Annotated in this window: 20 protein-coding genes; 6 read left to right on the top strand and 14 right to left on the bottom strand. The window is 72.2% G+C overall.

Annotation, left to right across the window (positions count from 1 at the left end; all coding sequences use genetic code 11):
- Positions 1-96: 96 nt before the first annotated feature.
- On the top strand, positions 97-885 hold the full coding sequence (locus tag OHS18_RS05385) for an SGNH/GDSL hydrolase family protein (protein WP_328455469.1): 789 nt from the start codon (positions 97-99) through the stop codon (positions 883-885).
- Here OHS18_RS05385 and OHS18_RS05380 read toward each other — a convergent pair.
- The 6 genes from OHS18_RS05380 to OHS18_RS05355 form a co-directional block, all read right to left on the bottom strand.
- Complete coding sequence (locus tag OHS18_RS05380; RefSeq protein ID WP_328616154.1) at positions 865-1479, bottom strand: TetR/AcrR family transcriptional regulator; 615 nt, start codon at positions 1477-1479, stop codon at positions 865-867. The two genes, OHS18_RS05385 and OHS18_RS05380, sit on opposite strands and share 21 nt — an antisense overlap.
- Positions 1460-1936 (bottom strand): SRPBCC family protein, encoded by a 477-nt coding sequence (locus OHS18_RS05375; protein ID WP_328616153.1) that lies wholly within the window; start codon positions 1934-1936, stop codon positions 1460-1462. The genes OHS18_RS05380 and OHS18_RS05375 overlap by 20 nt, the downstream gene beginning before the upstream one ends.
- Positions 1933-2253 (bottom strand): metalloregulator ArsR/SmtB family transcription factor, encoded by a 321-nt coding sequence (locus OHS18_RS05370; RefSeq protein ID WP_328455475.1) that lies wholly within the window; start codon positions 2251-2253, stop codon positions 1933-1935. The genes OHS18_RS05375 and OHS18_RS05370 overlap by 4 nt, the downstream gene beginning before the upstream one ends.
- Positions 2253-2396, bottom strand: coding sequence for a hypothetical protein (locus OHS18_RS05365; RefSeq protein WP_328616152.1), 144 nt, complete (start codon positions 2394-2396; stop codon positions 2253-2255). The genes OHS18_RS05370 and OHS18_RS05365 overlap by 1 nt, the downstream gene beginning before the upstream one ends.
- A gap of 26 nt (positions 2397-2422) precedes the next feature.
- Positions 2423-3949: an FAD-dependent monooxygenase gene (locus OHS18_RS05360; protein WP_328616151.1), complete on the bottom strand. Its 1527-nt coding sequence runs from the start codon at positions 3947-3949 to the stop codon at positions 2423-2425.
- Between the two features lie 82 nt (positions 3950-4031).
- The gene (locus tag OHS18_RS05355) at positions 4032-4646 is read right to left on the bottom strand and encodes an acyl-CoA-like ligand-binding transcription factor (protein WP_328616150.1); all 615 of its coding nucleotides are present in this window, start codon (positions 4644-4646) and stop codon (positions 4032-4034) included.
- Positions 4647-4725: 79 nt separating this feature from the next.
- Between OHS18_RS05355 and OHS18_RS05350 the strand changes: the two genes are divergently transcribed.
- Both OHS18_RS05350 and OHS18_RS05345 read left to right on the top strand, forming a co-directional pair.
- Positions 4726-5961 (top strand): epoxide hydrolase family protein, encoded by a 1236-nt coding sequence (locus tag OHS18_RS05350; RefSeq protein ID WP_328616149.1) that lies wholly within the window; start codon positions 4726-4728, stop codon positions 5959-5961.
- Between the two features lie 171 nt (positions 5962-6132).
- Complete coding sequence (locus tag OHS18_RS05345) at positions 6133-7479, top strand: MFS transporter (RefSeq protein WP_328616148.1); 1347 nt, start codon at positions 6133-6135, stop codon at positions 7477-7479.
- A 64-nt stretch (positions 7480-7543) separates the two neighbouring features.
- Here OHS18_RS05345 and OHS18_RS05340 read toward each other — a convergent pair whose 3' ends face one another.
- The 7 genes from OHS18_RS05340 to OHS18_RS05310 all read right to left on the bottom strand — a co-directional run bounded on the left by OHS18_RS05340 (position 7544) and on the right by OHS18_RS05310 (position 13151).
- Positions 7544-8914: an SPFH domain-containing protein gene (locus tag OHS18_RS05340; protein WP_442874478.1), complete on the bottom strand. Its 1371-nt coding sequence runs from the start codon at positions 8912-8914 to the stop codon at positions 7544-7546.
- An 88-nt stretch (positions 8915-9002) separates the two neighbouring features.
- Positions 9003-9476: an SPFH domain-containing protein gene (locus OHS18_RS05335; protein ID WP_328616147.1), complete on the bottom strand. Its 474-nt coding sequence runs from the start codon at positions 9474-9476 to the stop codon at positions 9003-9005.
- 11 nt (positions 9477-9487) lie between these two features.
- Positions 9488-9922 (bottom strand): NfeD family protein, encoded by a 435-nt coding sequence (locus tag OHS18_RS05330; protein ID WP_328455491.1) that lies wholly within the window; start codon positions 9920-9922, stop codon positions 9488-9490.
- Positions 9923-10006: 84 nt separating this feature from the next.
- On the bottom strand, positions 10007-10819 hold the full coding sequence (locus OHS18_RS05325) for a DUF3097 domain-containing protein (protein WP_328455493.1): 813 nt from the start codon (positions 10817-10819) through the stop codon (positions 10007-10009).
- 51 nt (positions 10820-10870) lie between these two features.
- On the bottom strand, positions 10871-11758 hold the full coding sequence (locus tag OHS18_RS05320; RefSeq protein WP_328616146.1) for an aminoglycoside phosphotransferase family protein: 888 nt from the start codon (positions 11756-11758) through the stop codon (positions 10871-10873).
- Positions 11758-12573, bottom strand: coding sequence for an SCO1664 family protein (locus tag OHS18_RS05315; protein ID WP_328616145.1), 816 nt, complete (start codon positions 12571-12573; stop codon positions 11758-11760). The genes OHS18_RS05320 and OHS18_RS05315 overlap by 1 nt, the downstream gene beginning before the upstream one ends.
- 2 nt (positions 12574-12575) lie before the next feature.
- Positions 12576-13151, bottom strand: a complete 576-nt coding sequence (locus OHS18_RS05310) for a DUF3090 domain-containing protein (RefSeq protein ID WP_328455497.1) — start codon at positions 13149-13151, stop codon at positions 12576-12578.
- Positions 13152-13227: 76 nt separating this feature from the next.
- Between OHS18_RS05310 and OHS18_RS05305 the strand changes: the two genes are divergently transcribed.
- Genes OHS18_RS05305 through OHS18_RS05295 form a run of 3 tightly spaced genes read left to right on the top strand, consistent with a single transcriptional unit; the run spans position 13228 to position 16465 of the window.
- Positions 13228-15153 carry a prolyl oligopeptidase family serine peptidase gene (locus tag OHS18_RS05305; protein ID WP_328616144.1) on the top strand — a complete coding sequence of 642 codons (1926 nt, stop codon included), beginning with the start codon at positions 13228-13230 and terminating at the stop codon, positions 15151-15153.
- The gene (locus OHS18_RS05300; protein WP_328616143.1) at positions 15150-16055 is read left to right on the top strand and encodes a S66 peptidase family protein; all 906 of its coding nucleotides are present in this window, start codon (positions 15150-15152) and stop codon (positions 16053-16055) included. Before OHS18_RS05305 ends, OHS18_RS05300 begins: the two co-directional genes overlap by 4 nt.
- Positions 16052-16465, top strand: coding sequence for a TIGR03668 family PPOX class F420-dependent oxidoreductase (locus OHS18_RS05295; protein ID WP_328455503.1), 414 nt, complete (start codon positions 16052-16054; stop codon positions 16463-16465). Before OHS18_RS05300 ends, OHS18_RS05295 begins: the two co-directional genes overlap by 4 nt.
- 24 nt (positions 16466-16489) lie before the next feature.
- On the opposite strand, the gene mptB is transcribed toward OHS18_RS05295, so the two are convergent.
- Complete coding sequence (gene mptB / locus OHS18_RS05290; protein WP_328455505.1) at positions 16490-18025, bottom strand: polyprenol phosphomannose-dependent alpha 1,6 mannosyltransferase MptB; 1536 nt, start codon at positions 18023-18025, stop codon at positions 16490-16492.
- Positions 18026-18102 lie beyond the last annotated feature (77 nt).

Below are 18102 nucleotides of genomic sequence, written 5' to 3'. Positions count from 1 at the left end.
TCACCGCCGGTTTCGCGACCCGGCGGAGGTTCCGCCCAGGCCGGACCGGCCGCACCGGGAAAATCCGGGAAGGCGGGGTTGCTTAGACTGGATCACATGAGCAAGCGCTTAGTAGCCCGTTTCGTAGCACTGGGGGACTCGTTCACCGAAGGCGTCGGGGACGACGACCCGGCCGCTCCGAACGGCGTGCGCGGCTGGGCCGACCGCACCGCCGAGGAGCTCGCGGCCCACGAGCCGGGCTTCCGGTACGCGAACCTGGCCATCCGCGGGAAGCTGATGGGGCAGGTGCTCGCCGAGCAGCTGGAGCCGGCCTTGGCGATGGAGCCCGACCTGGTGACGCTCTACGCGGGCGGCAACGACCTGATGCGGCCGAAGGTCGACATCGACGCGCTGATGGACGCCTACGAGGCCGCCGTCGCGCGGATCCGGGCGACCGGCGCCCGGTTGGTCCTGTTCACCGGGGTCGACGGGGTCGAGGACCCGCTGTTCCGCACGATCCGCGGCCGGGTGGCGATCTACAACGAGCACGTCCGGGGCATCGCCGCCCGCCATGGCGCGCTGCTGGTGGACATGTGGGGCATGCGGCAGCTGCGCGACCGGCGGCGCTGGGCCCCGGATCGCCTGCACCTCAACGCTTTCGGGCACACCGAGGTGGCCATGGCGGTGCTGGACGTCCTCGGCGCGCCGCACCCGTTGACCGCGGCCGAGCTGGGCCCGCGTGAGGTGCTCAGCCCCGCCGAGCGGCGCAGCCGGAACCTGCGGTGGGCGCAGGAACACGCCGTGCCGTGGGTGCGGCGGCGGCTGCGCGGCGAGTCGTCCGGGGACACGATGACCGCGAAGCGGCCGACGCTGGAGCCCGTGGGCTCAGCCGCGCTCCCCCGCTGACGCGCGCGGGCGGAGCCCGTCGAAGAGGATCGCCACGGCCCGGTCGCGCAGGCGCGCGTCCGGGCCGGCGTATTCGGCGGCCCGCGCGGTGCCGATGATCACCGTGATCAGCTCGCCGACGACGAGGTCGGCACGGACCGCCCCCGCGCCCTGCGCCCGGGAGAGCAGCACGCCGAGCGAGGCGATCAGCCGGGCGCCGACGGCGGACTCCGTCTTCGGCACGGTGACGCCGGCCGCGGTGAGCGCCTCGAAGTAGGCGTTCTTGGCACTGGACATCTCGATCCAGCTGGTCAGGAAGCCGAAGAAGGCGCCGCCCGGGTCGGCGGACTGCGCCGCGACGACGGTTTCGGCCTCGTCGACGAACCGCTGCAGCCGGGCGTAGAGCACCGCTTCGAGGAGCGCTTCCTTCGTCGGGAAGTGCCGGAAGACGGTGCCGATGCCGACCCCCGCGACGCGCGCGACCTCTTCGGTCGGCGCCCCGGTGCCCCGGGTGGCGAAGACGCTCTCGGCGGCTTCCAGCACGCGCGCCCGGTTGCGCCGGGCGTCGGCTCGCAGCGGCTTCGACTCGGTGGGCTCAGCGGCGGCGGGGGTCACCACCCGATGGTAGCTGTGCCTCGTCGGGCAGTGTGTCCAGCAGCCGGGCCAGGGCCCGCGGCACGTGGGAGCGCCAGCCGCCGCCCATGATCCGCCGCGACATCCGCTGGAACTCGTCGTCGGGGTCGAAACCCTCGTGGCTGAGGAAGAGCCGGGTGCCGGCGCCTTCGGGTTCGAGCCGCCAGGTGACCGTCCACTGCGGACCCCAGCGGATGCTGAGCTTGCGCTCGGGCTCCACTTCGAGGACCTCGCACGCCACCGGGCCGCCGGCGAACCCGGCCGCGGGCACCGGCTCGGCCAGCAGCTCGAACCGGTGTCCCACCACGGGTCTGATGTCGTTCGGCATGCTGATCCAGCGCTCGAGCAGGTCCGGTTCGGTGAGCGCGCGCCACACCTTGCGGGCCGGGTGGGCGAGGAACTGGTCGACGTGGATCGCGGTCGGGTCGTCGTCGGTCACAGGTCCTCTTCCTCGTCGAGCAGGTCACGCAGGTTGGCGAGTTTGCTGCGCCAGAAGCGTTCGTACGGGGTGAGCCAGTCCGCGACCTCTTCGAGGGGGGCCGCCTCCAGCCGGTAGACGCGGTTGCGGCCGTGGCGTTGTTCGTCGACCAGGCCGGCCTCCCGCAGCACCCGGAGATGTTCCGAGAGGCTGGGCCGGGCCATCTCGAACCGCTCGGCGATCGCGCCCGCGGCCATCGGGCCGTCGAGCAGCAGCCGCAGCACCTGCCGCCGCGCGGGGCTGGCCAGCGCGGCGAAGACGTCGTCGTTGACCGGCATCAGCGGGGCCGGTTGCCGAAGCCGGACGCCTCCGGAAGCCCGATGCCGTGCCCGTCGAGGTCGGTGGTCTGCAGCTGGAAGTGCCGCGCGCGGGCGTGGTCGGCGACGGGCAGGGTCGGGAACTGCACGTGGGTGATCGGCATGCGGCCGACAATACGTAGGATATCTCCTACATGTCAACCGGGCTGCCGAACCACCGCTCCGCGGCTTCCCGCAGCGCCTTGCGCTCGGTGTCGCCGGGGTCGGTCGAGCCGCTCGCCCAGGCCACGTACCCGTCGGGCCGGATCAGCATCGCGGTCGCGTCCTGGTCGGCTTCGCCGGTGACGACGTCGACGCGGTCCGTCCAGCCGCTCAGCTCGTCACCGAGCGAGGCCGCCGGGGTCAGGTCGAGCAGCAGCGGCCGGGCCGTCCTGGTTAGCTCGGCGAGCCGGCGCCCGTCGGCCAGCACCAGATCCGGGGCCCAGCGGCCGTCGAGAGGGTGGTCGGTAGCCGGCTCGTAGCGGATGTCGGCGCCGGACATCAGGTCCGCGATGTGCTGCACCGTGCTCGGCTGCCGCAGCAGCTCGCCGAACAGCTCCCGCAGCGCCGTGACGTCGCTGCCCGGCGCGATGAGGGCGGACTGGGCCTGCGAGTGCATGACGACGCGCTCGGCGACCGGGCGGCGTTCGGCCTCGTAGGTGTCGAGCAGCCCGGCCGGTGCCCGGTCGCCGAGCGCGGCGGCGAGTTTCCAGCCGAGGTTGACGGCGTCCTGCAGGCCGAGGTTGAGCCCGGGCCCGCCGATCGCGGAGTGGACGTGCGCCGCGTCGCCGACCAGCAGCACCCGGCCGGCGCGGAAGCGGTCGGCGAGCCGGGTGTTGCGTCCCTTCAGCCGGCGCAGCAGGTGCGGGCCGTCGCCTTCGGGCGGCCCGATCGGCAGGTCGTGGCCGAGGACCCGGTGGATGCTCGCGCGGACCTCGTCGAGGGTCACCGGGCGGTCGTCGTCTTCCCCGTCGTCGCCCCATTCGATGGCGGTGACGCCTGTGCCGGTGGGCAGCGGCGCGTAGACGAAGAGCCCGTGCTCGGTGCGGTAGTGGAACAGCGGCGGGATCACGCCGTGGCCCGGCACGCGCAGGCCGCCGCTCGCCGGATCGATCAGCTCGGCGGGCACGGTGGCGCTCGCGCTGTAGGAGGTCGTGCGGTCGTCGGTGACGCCGGGGAAGCCGATCCCGGCGAGCTTGCGGGTGACGCTCTTGCCGCCGTCCGCGCCGACGACGTACCGCGCGGTCAGCGCGTAGGGACCGTCCGGGCCGGCGATCTCGACGGTGACCTGCTCGTCGTCCTGGACCAGGCCGGTCACCGCGTGGCCCCGGCGGACCTCGACGCCGAGTTCGGCCGCGCGCTCGCCGAGTGCCCCTTCGATCCGCCTCTGCGGGACGGGCAGGATGTTCAGCGAGTTGTGCTCGGCGAGGGTGAGGTCGAGCCGCATGGCCCCGAACACGAAAGCGGGCACGGGCGGGCCGATCGGGCCCGCCAGCCGCTCGTGCAGGCCACGGCGGTCGAGCAGCCGCACGACCTGGCCGACGAGGCCGTTCGCGCGGGGTGTCGGGCTCGGCTCGGGCAGCTGCTCCAGGACGACCGGGCGGACTCCGGCCAGGGCCAGCTCGCAGGCGAGCATCAGCCCGTTCGGGCCGGCTCCGGCGATGACGACGTCTTCCATGGCGAAACTCCTTGCGGTGAAAGGAAAAGGGCACGACGAACTCGCCCGGCGGGTGCCGGGCGCCCCAGGTGGTGCGCAAAGGTCAGCGCGGTTCGGGCAGGCCGGCGGCGAGCTGGCCGAACACGTCCCGCAGCAGAGCTTCCATCGACGGCGGCGGCTCGGCGCTGAGCCACTGCTGGATCACGACGTGGTGCGCGGCCCCGACGACGGCCGCCACCAGCTGCGGGTAGACGTCCGCGGCGGCGTCGGTGCCGGTGCGTTCGGCGACGGCGAGGGCGAACTCGGCCTCCCCCGCGGTCACCGCTTTGTGCATCTCGCCCTGCAGCGCGGGCTCGGCGACCATCAACCGGACGCCTTCGATCCACGCCCGGTCCGGCTTCTGCCCGGACTCGCCGAGCGCGAACCCGGTGAGCACGGCGTGGGTGACGGCCTCCCAGAGCGGCTCCCCGGCCGGCCGCTCCCGCAGGGCGGCCGCGATGGCCCGCGACCGGTCGTACTGGCGGGCCGCGATGGCCTCGCCCTTGCTGCCGAAGTAGTTGCTGAAGGTCCGGGTGGACACCCCGGCCTCGGCGGCGATGTCCTCGACCCGGACGTTGTCCAGCCCGCGTTCGACGGTGAGCCGGATGGCCGCCCAGCTCAGCGCGACGCGCGTTTCCTGCTTTTTGCGTTCACGCAGCCCGCCGGTGTCGAGGTCCATGTCTCCAAGGTACAGAAACTTGCCGATTCTGCAAACATGCCGATTCGGCAAACTTCGCCCATCCTGGAAAGATCACGCCATGACCACGCCGCACGCCTTCCCCCTGGAGCCCACCCCGATCCACGTACCCGACGACGTCCTCGACGACCTGCGCACCCGTCTCGCGCTGACCCGGCCGCCACTGGACGAGGGGAACGAAGACTGGTCCTACGGCGTCCCGGCCGGCTACCTCGGTGAGCTGGTCGCGTACTGGCGCGACGCCTACGACTGGCGCAAGGCCGAGGCCGCGATCAACGCCTACGAGCACTACGAGGTGAGCGTCGCCGGCGTCCCGGTGCACTTCATGCGCAAGCCCGGCCGCGGCCCCCGGCCGATCCCGCTGCTCCTCACCCACGGCTGGCCGTGGACGTTCTGGCACTGGTCGAAGGTGATCGACCCGCTCGCCGACCCGGCCGCGTCCGGCGGCGACCCCGCGGACGCGTTCGACGTCCTCGTGCCGTCGCTGCCCGGCTTCGGTTTCCCGGGCCCGCTCACCGGCTTCCCGGACGTCAACTTCTGGAAGGTCTCCGACCTCTGGCACACCCTGATGACCGAGACCCTCGGCTACCCGAAGTACGCCGCCGGGGGCTGCGACATCGGCGGGATCGTCACCAGCCAGCTCGGCCACAAGTACGCCGACGAGCTGTACGGCATCCACATCGGCTCCGGGCTGCCGCTGGACTTCTTCACCGGCCCGCGCGCCTGGGACTTCGCCCGCCACCGGCCCCTGACCGACGACCAGCCGGCCGACGTCCGCGCCCGCATCGTCGAGCAGGACCACCGCTCGGCGTCCCATCTCACCGTCCACATGCTCGACGGCGCCACCCTGGCCCACGGACTGAGCGACTCCCCCGCCGGACTGCTCGCCTGGCTGCTGGAGCGCTGGAACTCCTGGAGCGACAACGGCGGCGACCTCGAGTCGGTCTTCACCAAGGACGACCTGCTCACCCACGCGACGATCTACTGGGTGACCAACTCCATCGCCACGTCGATGCGCTACTACGCCAACGCCAACCGTTACCCCTGGTCCCCCGCCCACGACCGCACCCCGGTGGTGCAGGCCCCGGTCGGCCTCACGTTCGTCACCTACGAGAACCCGCCGGGCGTCCACACCGCCGAGGACCGGGTCCGGGCGTTCGAGGCCGGCCCGCAGGCCGGGTGGTTCAACCACGTCAACGTCACCGCCCACGAGCACGGCGGCCACTTCATCCCGTGGGAGAACCCGGATGCCTGGGTGAGCGACCTGCGCCGCACGTTCCGGGGCCGCCGCCCCTGAGCGGCCGGCACACCGCCGGACTGCTCTCACCTGGGCGAGGACTTCGCCGGGACCCTGGTCTGCGGGGGCGGGGGTCCTTCACGGGTTGAACAACTTCTCCGTCATCGATCGCCGAATTCGTCGAGGACGGTCACACTGTTGTGTGACGTCGGTCACCGGAGGTGTTGATAGATGGTCCTCGGAGACAATGGAATCACTCACAAGGTGGAACCGGACAGCAAGTCAGGGCGGGTGCAGGTACGGCGTGCGGCGCTGGCGAGCGCGATCGGCACGACCATCGAGTGGTACGACTTCTTCCTCTACAACACGGCGGCGGCCCTGGTCTTCCCGCACCTGTTCTTCCCCGCGTCGAGCGCCTACGCGGGGGCCATGCAGTCGTTCGCGACCTACGCGGTCGGCTTCGCGGCCCGCCCGGTCGGTGCCGCGATCTTCGGGCACTGGGGCGACCGGATCGGCCGCAAGACGACGCTGATCGTCACGTTGCTGCTGATGGGCGTCTCGTCCGGGGTGGTCGGGCTGCTGCCCGGGACGTCGGCGATCGGGTTCGCGGCACCGTTGATCCTGGTGCTGCTGCGGCTGGTCCAGGGCATCGCGATCGGCGGCGAGTGGAGTGGCTCGGTGCTGCTCGCGATGGAGTGGGGTGACCAGAAGAAACGCGGGCTGCTCGGCAGTTCCGCGCAGATCGGCGTGCCGGTCGGGCTGGTGCTCGGCACCGGCGGCATGACCCTGCTGTCGGCGACGCTGTCCCCCGAGGACTTCGACTCCTGGGGCTGGCGGCTGCCGTTCCTGGCCAGCCTGATCCTGGTCGCGATCGGCCTGGTGATCCGGCTGAAGATCCTCGAGACGCCGATGTTCGCCAAGCTCGTCGCGAAGGGCGAAACCGCGAAGACCCCGGTGCTCGACGCGATCCGCCACCACTGGCGCGAGATCCTGCTCTCGTCCGGGGTGCGCTTCAGCGAGCAGATGCCGTTCTACCTGTTCACCAGCTACGTGCTGATCTACGTCGTGGCGCGGCACGAGTTCAGCAAGACGTTCGTGCTCAACGCGGTGCTCGTCGGCGCCGCGCTGGAGCTGCTGATGATCCCGTTCTTCTCGCACCTGTCCGACCGGTACGGCCGCAAGAAGGTCTACCTGTGCGGGGTCGTCCTCACGGGCCTGATCGCGTTCCCCTACTTCGCGATCCTGACCAGTGGCGGGCACGCGCTGGTGTTCGTGATCGTCGTGGTGTCGTTCATCCCGCACGCCCTGCAGTACGGCCCGCAGGCCGCGCTCATCGGCGAGAGCTTCCCGACGCACCTGCGCTACGGCGGCGCGGGCCTGGGCTACCAGCTGGCGTCGGTGTTCGCGGGCGGCCCGGCGCCGCTGCTGGCGACGTGGCTGCTGCACCAGACCGGCACGCCGTACTCGATCTCGGGCTACATCGTGCTGTCGGCGGTCGTCTCGGTGTTCTGCGTGATCCGGCTGAGGGACCGCTCGCACGCCGACATCGACGACGCGAGCGTCTACCGCCGCGCCTGAAACGCCGTGAAGGCCCCCTTACCGGCCACAAGAGCCGGTAAGGGGGCCTTCACGGATCACAACGTCAGCGGCGCGGGCCGCCCTGGGGGCCGCCGAACGGAGGCTGCTGCGGGAACGGCCCGCTGCCCGGGTTCTGCTGACCGCCGAACTGCCCCGGCGGCGGGGACTGCGGCGGCGGGCCCTGGTAGGCCCCACCCTGCGGCGGACCGGACTGCTGCTGGGACTGCAGGGGCGACTGCGGCTGGGGCAGACCGGCCGGCGGCGTCGACGGCTGCCTCGGCGGCGCGGGGGTGACCTCGGTGCCGCGGTCCTCGTCGGCTTCGGGTTCCGGCGCGGGAGCCTGCTGCTGTGACGGACGCGGGATCTGCGGCCGCGCGGGCGGCGCGCTGCTGGGCACCCCGAGGGCCGGGACTTCCTGACGTGCCACGGCTTCGGCGGCCGCGACGGCCTCGGCGACCTTCGGGTCGCTCTTCGTCTCGAACCAGTCGGCGACCTCTTCGTCTTCGAGCTCGGGCTTGGCCGGGACGTCGTCGTCCTTCGGCGGCTCGTAGCGGAAGACGCCGTCGTCGCCCGGGGCACCGAGCGCGCGGGCGAAGCCTTCGAGGGCCTTGCCGTAGTCGCTCGGGATCATCCAGACCTTGTTCGCGTCGCCCTGCGCCATCTGCGGGAGCGTCTGCAGGTACTGGTAGGCCAGCACCTCCGGCGTCGGGCGGCCGGCCTTGATCGCGGCGAACACCTTCTCGATCGCCTTCGCCTGGCCCTGCGCCTGCAGGTAGCGCGCGGCGCGTTCACCCTGCGCCCGCAGGATGCGCGACTGCCGCTCGGCCTCGGCGGCGAGGATGGTGGCCTGGCGGGCACCTTCGGCGGAGAGGATCTGGCTCTGCTTCTGGCCTTCCGCGGTCTTGATCGCGGATTCCCGCTGACCTTCCGCGGTGAGGATCATGGCGCGCTTCTCACGGTCGGCGCGCATCTGCTTCTCCATCGAGTCCTGGATGGAGGGCGGCGGGTCGATCGCCTTGAGCTCGACGCGGCCGACGCGGATGCCCCAGCGGCCGGTCGCCTCGTCGAGCACGCCGCGCAGCTGGGTGTTGATCGAGTCGCGCGAGGTCAGCGTCTGCTCGAGGCTCATGCCACCGACCACGTTGCGGAGCGTGGTGGTGGTGAGCTGCTCGACACCGACGATGTAGTTCGAGATCTCGTAGACCGCGGCACGCGAGTCGGTGACCTGGAAGTACACGACGGTGTCGATCGACACCGTCAGGTTGTCCTCGGTGATGACGGGCTGCGGCGGGAACGAGACGACCTGCTCACGCAGGTCGATCCGGGCCCGCACCTTGTCCAGGAACGGAACCAGGAAGGTGAGGCCCGGTGACGCCACCGTGCGGAACCGGCCCAGCCGCTCGATCACGGCCGACTGCGCCTGCGGCACGACCATGATCGCCTTGGCCACCACGACGATCACGAACAGGACCAAGGCGATGACTACGACGATCGCTGCTGTCCCCAAGAGCTTTTCCCCTTACCTAGTACCATTCTTGCGCGGTTGACGGTGTTCCGGGCGCCGCAGGCGGGCGGACCGCGAGCTCGAGCTCCTTCGCGGTGATCCCCCAGCGTCCTGTGGTGTCCCGCAGGACCGTCCACACTGTACGGTGCAGGTCCCCGGGCGCGGTGACGGCGCGCTCGGCCGTGGTCAGGCCCGCTTCCTGCCGCAGCGCGGTCAGGGTCAGCTGCTCGATCGCGATCGCCGGGTTGGTGATTTCGTAGGTGGCCGGCCGTGGATCCGTGATCGCGAAGGTGACCGCGAACTCGACGAAGACCTCGTGTCCGTCGCCGGCCTCGATCGCGCGTGGCGGGCTGGTCAGGATCTGGTCGCCGAGGTCGACCCGGGTGCGGACGCGGTCGGCGAACGGGAGCACGAAGTGCCGGCCGGGGCCGAGCACGGTGCGGAACCGCCCGAGGCGCTCGATCACCGCGGCCCGGCCTTCGGGCACGCGCACCAGACCGAGGCTCACAGCTCGGCCGACACGACGGCGGTGGCCCCGGCGATCTCGACCACGGTGACCGCGGTCCCGGGTGCGATCGGCTCGTGCTGTTCGGAAATGCTGCGCGCGGACCAGACGTCCCCGGCGAGTTTCACCTGCCCCGCCTCGAAATCCACTGTGGACACCACGACGGCGCGGGCGCCGATGAGCGCGTCGATCCCGGTGCGGTGGCCGGAGCCGGCGAGGAACCGGCGTTTCAGCGCGGGCCGGACCAGCGCCAGCATCCCGACCGAGGTCACGGCGAACACGGCGACGTCGACGAACAGGTTTCCGGTGAGCACGTCGGCGCCCGCGCCGAACAACGCGGCGATGCCGAGCATGATCAGCACGAAGTCGCCGGAGAGGACTTCGGCGATCATCAGGGCGATGCCGACGATCAACCAGACCAGTGCCCATGCCATGGCTTCATGCTCTCAGATCGTGCCGGTTCGCACCGGCGTGGTGACGGGACGTGACCCACGCGTGACCTTGGACAAATCAGACATTCAGCCCTCTTCCGTCGGCTCCGTGACGAAGTCGATGAGCCGTTCCACGGCCCCGATGAGCGGGGTCTCGAGGTCGCGGAAACTGCTCACCCCGCTCAGGACACGTTGCCAGCCTTCGAAAGGTTGCCCCCAGCCGAGCGCGTCGCAGATTCCCTGCTTCCACTCGGTGCCGCGCGGGATCTTCGGCCACGCCCTGATCCCGACGGCCTCGGGCCGCACGGCCTCCCAGACGTCGATGTAGGGATGCCCGGTGACCAGCACGTTCTCGTCGCGGACGCCCTCGACGAGCCGGGATTCCTTGCTGCCGGGCACCAGGTGGTCGACCAGCACGCCGAGCCGCCGGCCGGGGCCGGTGCCGAACTCGGCGATCCGGTCGGACAGCACGTCCACCCCGTCGAGGGGTTCCACGACGACACCTTCGACGCGCAGGTCGTGGCCCCAGACGCGTTCGACCAGCTCGGCGTCGTGCTTGCCCTCGACCCAGATCCGCGAGTCGCGGGCGACGCGCGCCTGCAGGCCCTGGACCTTGACCGAGCCGGACGCGGAGACCTGCTTGACCGGTGCCTGCACCGTCTTGACCGGCACGAGCGTGACCGGCTTGCCTTCCAGGAGGAACCCGGCGGGCTCGAGCGGGAACACGCGGTGGCGGCCCTTGGCGTCTTCGAGCACGACATTGCCGTATTCGATCTTCACCACCGCGCCGCAGTAGCCGCTGGCCGGGTCTTCGACCACGAGACCGCGCTCGGCGGGGACTTCCGGCACCTTCTTGCGGCGCCGGCCGGCGAGCACGTCGTCATAGGAATGGGAGCGCACGACCAGCGAAGGTAGTGGTCCGAGGGACCTGGGCAGGTGACGCCACGCCGGTCAGCGCGCCATCTCCAGCAGGGCGTCGGTGAACGGCGTGTGCTCGCCCCGGCGCAGCGGGCCGTGCGCGAGCAGCGGCGCCAGCGCGACGCACCAGGCGTGGACGCGCTCGGCGTCGAGGTGCGGCACGTGCGGGGCGAGCAAGGTGATGCCGTCGTCGATCGTCCCGCCCGCCGCCATCGGCAGGAAGGCCCAGTCGACGGCGTCCATGGCCGGGTCCCCGACGCTGGGCCGGGGGTCGATGGCGACCACGCCGCGGCCGGGGCCGGCGTCGAGGACGTTGCCGGGGTGCAGGTCGCCGTGCACGACCGCGACCGGACCGCCGGCGGAGGCCAGGGCGAGCGCCCGGTGCCGGGCCCTGGCCAGCACTTCGCGGGTCAGGTGGGGCTCGGCCGCTGACCCGGGGACGGTGCGGTCGGTGATGTCGTACATGAACGTCACCCGCTCGGTCAGCGACGGGAGGTCCGCCGGGGGTGCGACGCTGTGCAGCTGGGTGAGCAGGTCGCCGATCCCGGCCCACGGGACGTCGCGGCCGCGCAGTTCGGTGCCGGGAACCAGGCCTTCGAGCAGGATCGCACCCGCGTCGAGATCGGTGTCGAGGAGCTGCACGGCCCGGAGGCAGCCGGCCCACGCGCGCAGTCCCGCGGCCTCGAGCCGGGCGATCTCGGGGTCCGGGGTCAGTTTCAGGACCTGCAGGTCACCGCCGGGGCCGGTGCACAGCAGGGTGCGGCCCGTGTTGCCGGGCCGGGCCTCGCGGACCGCCAGGCCCCAGCGGGCGCTCAGCCGGGCCACCAGGTCCGGGAGGGCGTCGCACCACGGGCCGGCCACGTCCGCGCCGAAGCGGGTCACGAGCCGGGCGCGCGCGGCGTCGTCGAGGACCGCCGTCATCAGAACAGGGGCCAGGGAACCGCGCGCCAGTCGTCGCCGGGCTCGGGGAAGATGCCTTCCGCGAGCAGCAGGTCGGTGCGCTCGGCCAGGGCCCGGATCTCGAACTTGGTGATGTGCTCGGCCAGCTGTTCGCCGAGCTTCCCGTCGATCTCCGAGCGCAGCTTCCGCAGTTTCTCGACGGTGTCCGGCGGCACCGGCTCGCCGATCCAGCCCCACAGCACGGTCCGCAGCTTGGGGTCGGTGTGCAGGCAGATGCCGTGGTCGACGCCGTAGACGCGGCCGTCGACGCCCGGCAGGAGGTGCCCGCCCTTGCGGTCGGTGTTGTTGACGACGATGTCGAGCACGGCCAGATCGCGCAGGCCGGGGTGGTCGGCGTGGGCCAGCACCGCGGGCTCGCCGAACCGGTCGTGGGCGTGCAGCACGACCCGCCAGCCGTCGGGCAGCTCGTCGGGGGCGCGGACCTCGACCAGGTCGTCCTCGGTCGTCTCGATCCACAGCTGGACCATGCCGGGGCCGAACGGGCCGTCGCGCAGCACGGTCGGCGGGATCCCGCCGATGCCGCTGGCCTCGGCGATGATCGCGGTGGCGACCTCGCGGCCGGCGAGCGTGCCGTCGGGGAAGTCCCAGAGCGGCTTCTCCCCCGACACCGGCTTGTACACGACGGTGCCGGTGACGCCGTCGAGCTCGATGGCGCAGAACAGCGTGACGTTGGAGGCGTCGACGAGCCGGCCCTCGACGTCGATGCGGCCGTGCGTGACGAGCTCACGCGACGCCGGGTCGGCCGGGTCCGGCTGTTCCGCCGGAGTGTCGGCCATGGTCAGTCTTCGCCCGCGTCGGTGTCGCGCCGGTAGCCGTTCTGCCGGGGGCAGATGTGCCCGGCCGGGTCGAGCGGCTCGCCGCACAGCGGACACGGCTTGCGGCCGGCGTTGACGACGCGGTCGGCGCGCTCGGCGAAGGCCCGCGCGGCGGCCGGGGTGAGGAAGACGCGGACGGCGTCCGGGCCTTCCTCGGTGTCGTCCAGCACGACCGTTTCGTCGACCTCGCCCTCGGTGATGGCGAGCAGCTCGATGACGACGGCGCTGGAGTCGGCGTCCCAGCCGAGGCCCATGGTGCCGACGCGGAACTCCTCCTCGACCGGCACGGTGAGCGGCTCGAGGTCGACGAGGTCGTCGGGAGCGTCTTCGGGCACATCGGCGCCGAAGCGGCTCGCCACCTCTTCGAGCAGCGAGCCGAGCCGTTCCGCGAGGACGACGACCTGCTGTTTTTCGATGGAGACGCTGATCGTCCGCACTTCCTCCGAGGCCTGGAGGTAGAAGGTGCGGTCGCCGGGCTCGCCGACGGTGCCGGCGACGAAGCGATCCGGCTGGCGGAAGACGTGGATTACGCGAGACATAGCACCAACGACCCTAGGCCACCGGCGCATGATCGGCATCCGCCGCCCCTCGTTCCCGGGCCGCTAGCCTCTGGGGGTGTCTCCGATCTCCCCGTACGGAACGTGGCCCTCGCCCATCTCCGCCGCCGAGGTGGCCGCCGCCGGCGGCGGCCCGCAATGGCTCGACGTCGTCGGCGAAGAGGTGTGGTGGGCCGAAGCAAGGCCTGGTGAGCAGGGTCGGGTGGCCCTTGTGCGCGCGCTGCCGGGCGGCGGGACCGAGGACGTGCTCCCGGCGCCGTGGAACGTCCGCAACCGGCTGCACGAGTACGGCGGGAAGCCGTGGGTGGCCGTCGGCGGTGTGGTGGTGTTCACGCACTGGGCCGACCAGCGCGTGTACGCCCAGGGGCCAGGTGGTGTGGTGGCGCTCACTCCGGAGCCCGCGGTGCCTCAGGCCGTCCGCTACGGCGACCTCGGGACGGGGCGCCCCGGCGAGGTCTGGGCGGTGCGGGAGCGCAGTGTCGGCGAGCGCCCGGCCGACGTCGAACGCGAGCTGGTCGCGATCGCGGTGGCCGGCGGCGCCGAGCGGGTGCTGGGCGCGAGCCACCACTTCCTGACCGTGCCGAAGCTGTCGCCGGACGGGCGCCACGCGGCGTGGTTCGGCTGGGACCACCCGGCGATGCCGTGGGACGGCACCGAGCTGTGCGTCGCTCCCGTGCTCGACGACGGCAGGTTCGGCCCGCACCGGGTTCTGGCGGGCGGCCCGGACGTCGCCGTCTGCCAGGTCGAGTGGGAGTCGGCGGACACGCTGCTGGCGCTGCTGGACCCGGACGGCTGGTGGAACCTGCACCGCGTCGGCCTCGACGGGACCCTGACGAACCTGGCGCCGGTCGAGCGGGAGCTCGGCGGGCCGCTCTGGAAGCCGGGCGGGCGCTGGTTCGTCCCCCTCGGCGGCGGCCGCCACGCGGTGCTGGCGGCGAGCCGGCTGGCCGTGCTGGACGAGGCGGACGGCTCGGTGACCACCGTGGCGCACCAGCTGACGGCGTGGTCGAGCTCCGGGTTCGCGGCGTACGAGGGCGGGGTCGCCGGGGTCGCGGCCGGGCCGATCCGAGAATCCGGCGTCGTGCACTACGCGATCGACGCGGACCTGCTGACCGACCTGACCCAGCAGCCGGAACTGGCCGTGTCCCACGTGCCGGTGCCGGACGAGCGGGTGTTCACGACGACCGGCGGCGAGACCGTGCCGGTGGTGCTCTACCCGCCGTCCAACCCGGAGTTCACCGCGCCGGATGGCGAGGTGCCGCCGCTGCTGGTGCACGTCCACGGCGGCCCGACCGGCCAGCACCTGCCCGTGCTGGACCTGGAGATCGCGTACTTCACCAGCCGCGGGTTCGCCGTCGCGGCCGTCAACTACGGCGGGTCGACCGGGTTCGGCCGCGCCTACCGGGAGCGGCTGCGCGAGCAGTGGGGCTTGGTCGACGTCGCGGACTGCGTCGCGGTGGCCGAGGCGCTGGTGGCGGCCGGGCTGGCCGACGGCGAGCGGCTGGCGGTCCGGGGCGGCAGCGCCGGCGGGTTCACCGCGGCGGCGTCGCTGACCACGACGAAGACCTACCGCGCGGGCACCGTGATGTACCCGATCGTGGACCTCGCCGGGTGGACCGGCGACGGCGGCGAGACGCACGACTTCGAGTCGCGCTACCTCGAGGGGCTGGTCGGGGCGCTGCCCGCGCACCGGCAGCGCTACGTCGACCGGTCGCCGCTGGCGAACGCCGGGGCGCTGGCCGGGCCGGTGCTGTTCCAGCAGGGCCTGGAGGACCGGATCTGCCCGCCGGAGCAGGCGGACCGGTTCGTGGCCGGCCTGGCCGGGCGCGGGATTCCGTACGCCTACCAGCGGTTCCCCGGTGAGCAGCACGGGTTCCGCCGCGCGGAGACGATCATCGCGGCGCTGGAGGCCGAATTGTCCTTCTACGGCCAGGTGTTCGGGTTCGACGTGCCGGGTGTGCCGCGGCTGGAGCTGTCGTCGTGAGGCCGCCGCGGTTGCGGGCCGGCGACACCGTCGCCCTGGTGGCGCCGGCCGGTCCGGTGCCGGCGGACCTGCTGGAGAAGGCGTTGCCGGTGCTGCGCGGCTGGGGCGTCGAGCTGCGGATCGGGCCGTGTGTGCGGGCCGAACCGGGGTCGCCGCCGTACCTGTCCGGTTCGGACGCCGCGCGGGCGGCGGAGTTCACCGACGCGTGGCTGGACCCGGGTGTGCGGTGCGTGCTGGCCGCGCGCGGCGGCTACGGCGTGCAGCGGATGCTGGACTTGGTCGATTGGGCGGTGTTGCGCGAGGCGGGGCCGAAGGTGCTGGCCGGGTCGAGTGACATCACGGCGTTGCACCGGGCGGTGGACGTCCACTTGGGACTGTCCAGTTTGTTCTCCCCGATGCCGGCGAGCGTGCTGTTCGACGACGTCGCGGTGGAGCACCTGCGGCGGGCGTTGTTCGAGCCGGAGCGGAACCTGGTGGTCCGGGGAGCCGCGGCGTCGGCGTTGGTGCCGGGGCGGGCTTCCGGACGGCTGGTGGGCGGGAACCTGTCGTTGCTGGCGGGTGGCATCGGGACGCCGGAGCACGGGTCGGCGCGGGACGCGGTCGTGCTGCTGGAGGACGTCACCGAGAGCGTGTACCGGCTGGACCGGATGCTGACGCAGCTGCTGCGCAGCGGCTGGTTCGCCGGCGTCCGCGGCATCGTGCTGGGCTCCTGGGCGGCGTGCGGCGCCCCCGCGGACGTCGAGGCGCTGCTGCTGGAGCGGCTGGGGCCGCTCGGAGTGCCGATGCTGAGCGAGTTCGGGTTCGGTCACGTGGCGTCGTCGCCGACGTTGCCGTTGGGTGTGCCGGTGACCCTGGACGCGGACCTGGGGACGCTGACGTTCGACTCCCCGGCGCTGACATGAGGCTGCTTCCCGCGGAGGCTCGCTCCCGGTTCGCCGCCGCACGGGTGGCCCGGCTCGCGACGGCGTCGGCGGCCGGGGTGCCGCACCTGGTCCCGGTGACGTTCGCGGTGCACGGCGACCGGATCGTGTTCGCGGTGGACCACAAACCGAAGTCGACGACGGCGTTGCGGCGGCTGGCGAACATCGCGGAGAACCCGGCGGTGTGTTTCCTGGCCGACGGCTACGACGAGGACTGGTCCCGCCTGTGGTGGACCCGCGCGGACGGCGTCGCGCGGGTCCTGTCCGACGCCGACCGCGCGGAGCCGGTGTCGTGGCTGGTGGCGAAGTACGGCCAGTACGCGGAGCGGCCCCCGGAGCACGCGGTGGTCTCGACGCTGATCCACACCTGGCGCGGCTGGACCGGGTCGTGAGTGTTCAGGGCGGTTCTGACCGCTCTAGTCGCGGAGGAACTTCTCCGGGCGGCGCCAGGCGTCGATGAGACCCAGGGGGTCCGGGCGCAGCAGCGACGCCGCCGAGTACAGGCTCGCCACCACGACGAGGGCGATGAACCACCAGTCGTAGAGCGCCTGTTCGCCTGTCGGGTAGTAGACCAGGGTCACGAACACCACGACCGCGACGACGACCGCGAGGTGCCGGGGCTGCCACTTGAACGCCGACAGCAGCACAAAACCCCAGGTCAGGTACCACGGCAGGGTCGGCGGCATGAGGATCGCCACCGCGAGCAGGGAGATGCCGGCGCGGTAGACGGCTTCGTTGCCGCCACTGCGGGCGAGCCACCACTGGCGGACACCGATGCCGATCAGCAGGAGCATGCCGGCCGCGCGGGCGACCGTGACGAACGGCGAGACCTGGACGTCGACGACCAGGTGGACCAGGTTGTAGAAGACCTCGCCGATGCCGGTGGGGATGTTGAGCCAGTTCGCGATGAGCTGCGGGGCCTTGAGGCCGGACCACCAGCCGAGGTTGAGCGATCCCAGCGAGATCCACGTGCCGGCGACGAACACCGGCAGGAACAGCCCGACCGAGGCGGCGCCGGCGCGCAGGAAGTTGCGGACCTTCGACTCGCCGGCCATGTGGTTGGCCCACATCCAGACGATGAACGGCAGGGCGATCGCCGCGGTGGGCTTGATCAGCATGCCGATCGTCACCAGCACGACCGCGACGACGTGTTTGCGTTCCAGGGCGGCGAGGACGCCGATGGTGAGGAACGCGAGCATCATCAGGTCGTTGTGCGGGCCGCCGAAGAGGTGGATGACCATCATCGGGCTGGCCACGGCGAGCCACAGCGCGACCGGGAGCTTGCCGCCGAGGTGCTTGACCAGCCGGGGCAGCGCCCACAGCGTGCCGGCGAGGCCGACCAGCAGGACCAGGCGCATCAGGATGACGCCGAGGATCATGTTGTCGCCGGAGACGGCGACGACGCCCTTGGAGATCAGCAGGAACAGCGGCCCGTACGGCGCGGGGGTGGTCTGCCAGAGCGGGTGGACGTTCTGCACCACGTTCGGCAGCACGTCGAGCTCGGCGGGGCCGTTGGCGTACGGGTCGAGGCCGTAGAGCAGCTGGGCGCCCTGGCCGAGGTAGGAGAAGACGTCGCGGGTGAACAGCGGCGGCGAGATGAGCAGGGGCGCCATCCAGCAGCCCGCGGCGACCAGGATCGGGCGGCTGCCGATGCGGCCGGCCAGCACGTAGCGGCCGAGCCGGACCCAGGCCCACACCACGAGGCCGAAGCCGGTGTAGAGGACGGCGTTGGCGAGCATGCGCCCGTGGCCGTAGCGGATCCACGAGAGCGGGCCGTGGCCGAGCACGGGGTCCTTGATCAGGATGCCGCCGGCGCCGAAGGCGGCGATCATGAGCAGCGTGCTGCCGACCGTGCCCATCGCGATCGTGCGGTACGGGAATCGCGAGGGCGTGAGAAGTCGCTCGGCCAGTCCGGTCGAGGACGTCTGCGCGGGGTCGGTGGTGGTCGCCATTTCCGTTCGGAGGTTACACAACGCGCCTGGGTGACCTTTCCGCAGTGCCGGTTTCCCGCGAGCGGGTCCGGCACCGC

This window comes from Amycolatopsis sp. NBC_00355 (assembly GCF_036104975.1).
Taxonomy (GTDB): Bacteria; Actinomycetota; Actinomycetes; order Mycobacteriales; family Pseudonocardiaceae; genus Amycolatopsis.
This window is presented reverse-complemented; position numbering and strand designations above follow the sequence as displayed.

What these genes read in the sequence shown, in the direction of transcription:
- OHS18_RS05355 (WP_328616150.1), bottom strand. Translation starts at nt 4,646, where the DNA reads ATGGACCTCGACACCGGCGGGCTGCGTGAACGCAAAAAGCAGGAAACG.
- OHS18_RS05295 (WP_328455503.1), top strand. Translation starts at nt 16,052, where the DNA reads ATGAGGCTGCTTCCCGCGGAGGCTCGCTCCCGGTTCGCCGCCGCACGG.
- mptB (WP_328455505.1), bottom strand. Translation starts at nt 18,025, where the DNA reads ATGGCGACCACCACCGACCCCGCGCAGACGTCCTCGACCGGACTGGCC.
- OHS18_RS05310 (WP_328455497.1), bottom strand. Translation starts at nt 13,151, where the DNA reads ATGTCTCGCGTAATCCACGTCTTCCGCCAGCCGGATCGCTTCGTCGCC.
- OHS18_RS05360 (WP_328616151.1), bottom strand. Translation starts at nt 3,949, where the DNA reads ATGGAAGACGTCGTCATCGCCGGAGCCGGCCCGAACGGGCTGATGCTC.
- OHS18_RS05365 (WP_328616152.1), bottom strand. Translation starts at nt 2,396, where the DNA reads ATGCCGATCACCCACGTGCAGTTCCCGACCCTGCCCGTCGCCGACCAC.
- OHS18_RS05370 (WP_328455475.1), bottom strand. Translation starts at nt 2,253, where the DNA reads ATGCCGGTCAACGACGACGTCTTCGCCGCGCTGGCCAGCCCCGCGCGG.
- OHS18_RS05330 (WP_328455491.1), bottom strand. Translation starts at nt 9,922, where the DNA reads ATGGCATGGGCACTGGTCTGGTTGATCGTCGGCATCGCCCTGATGATC.
- OHS18_RS05340 (WP_442874478.1), bottom strand. Translation starts at nt 8,914, where the DNA reads ATGGTCGTGCCGCAGGCGCAGTCGGCCGTGATCGAGCGGCTGGGCCGG.
- OHS18_RS05320 (WP_328616146.1), bottom strand. Translation starts at nt 11,758, where the DNA reads ATGACGGCGGTCCTCGACGACGCCGCGCGCGCCCGGCTCGTGACCCGC.
- OHS18_RS05315 (WP_328616145.1), bottom strand. Translation starts at nt 12,573, where the DNA reads ATGGCCGACACTCCGGCGGAACAGCCGGACCCGGCCGACCCGGCGTCG.
- OHS18_RS05350 (WP_328616149.1), top strand. Translation starts at nt 4,726, where the DNA reads ATGACCACGCCGCACGCCTTCCCCCTGGAGCCCACCCCGATCCACGTA.
- OHS18_RS05385 (WP_328455469.1), top strand. Translation starts at nt 97, where the DNA reads ATGAGCAAGCGCTTAGTAGCCCGTTTCGTAGCACTGGGGGACTCGTTC.
- OHS18_RS05345 (WP_328616148.1), top strand. Translation starts at nt 6,133, where the DNA reads ATGGTCCTCGGAGACAATGGAATCACTCACAAGGTGGAACCGGACAGC.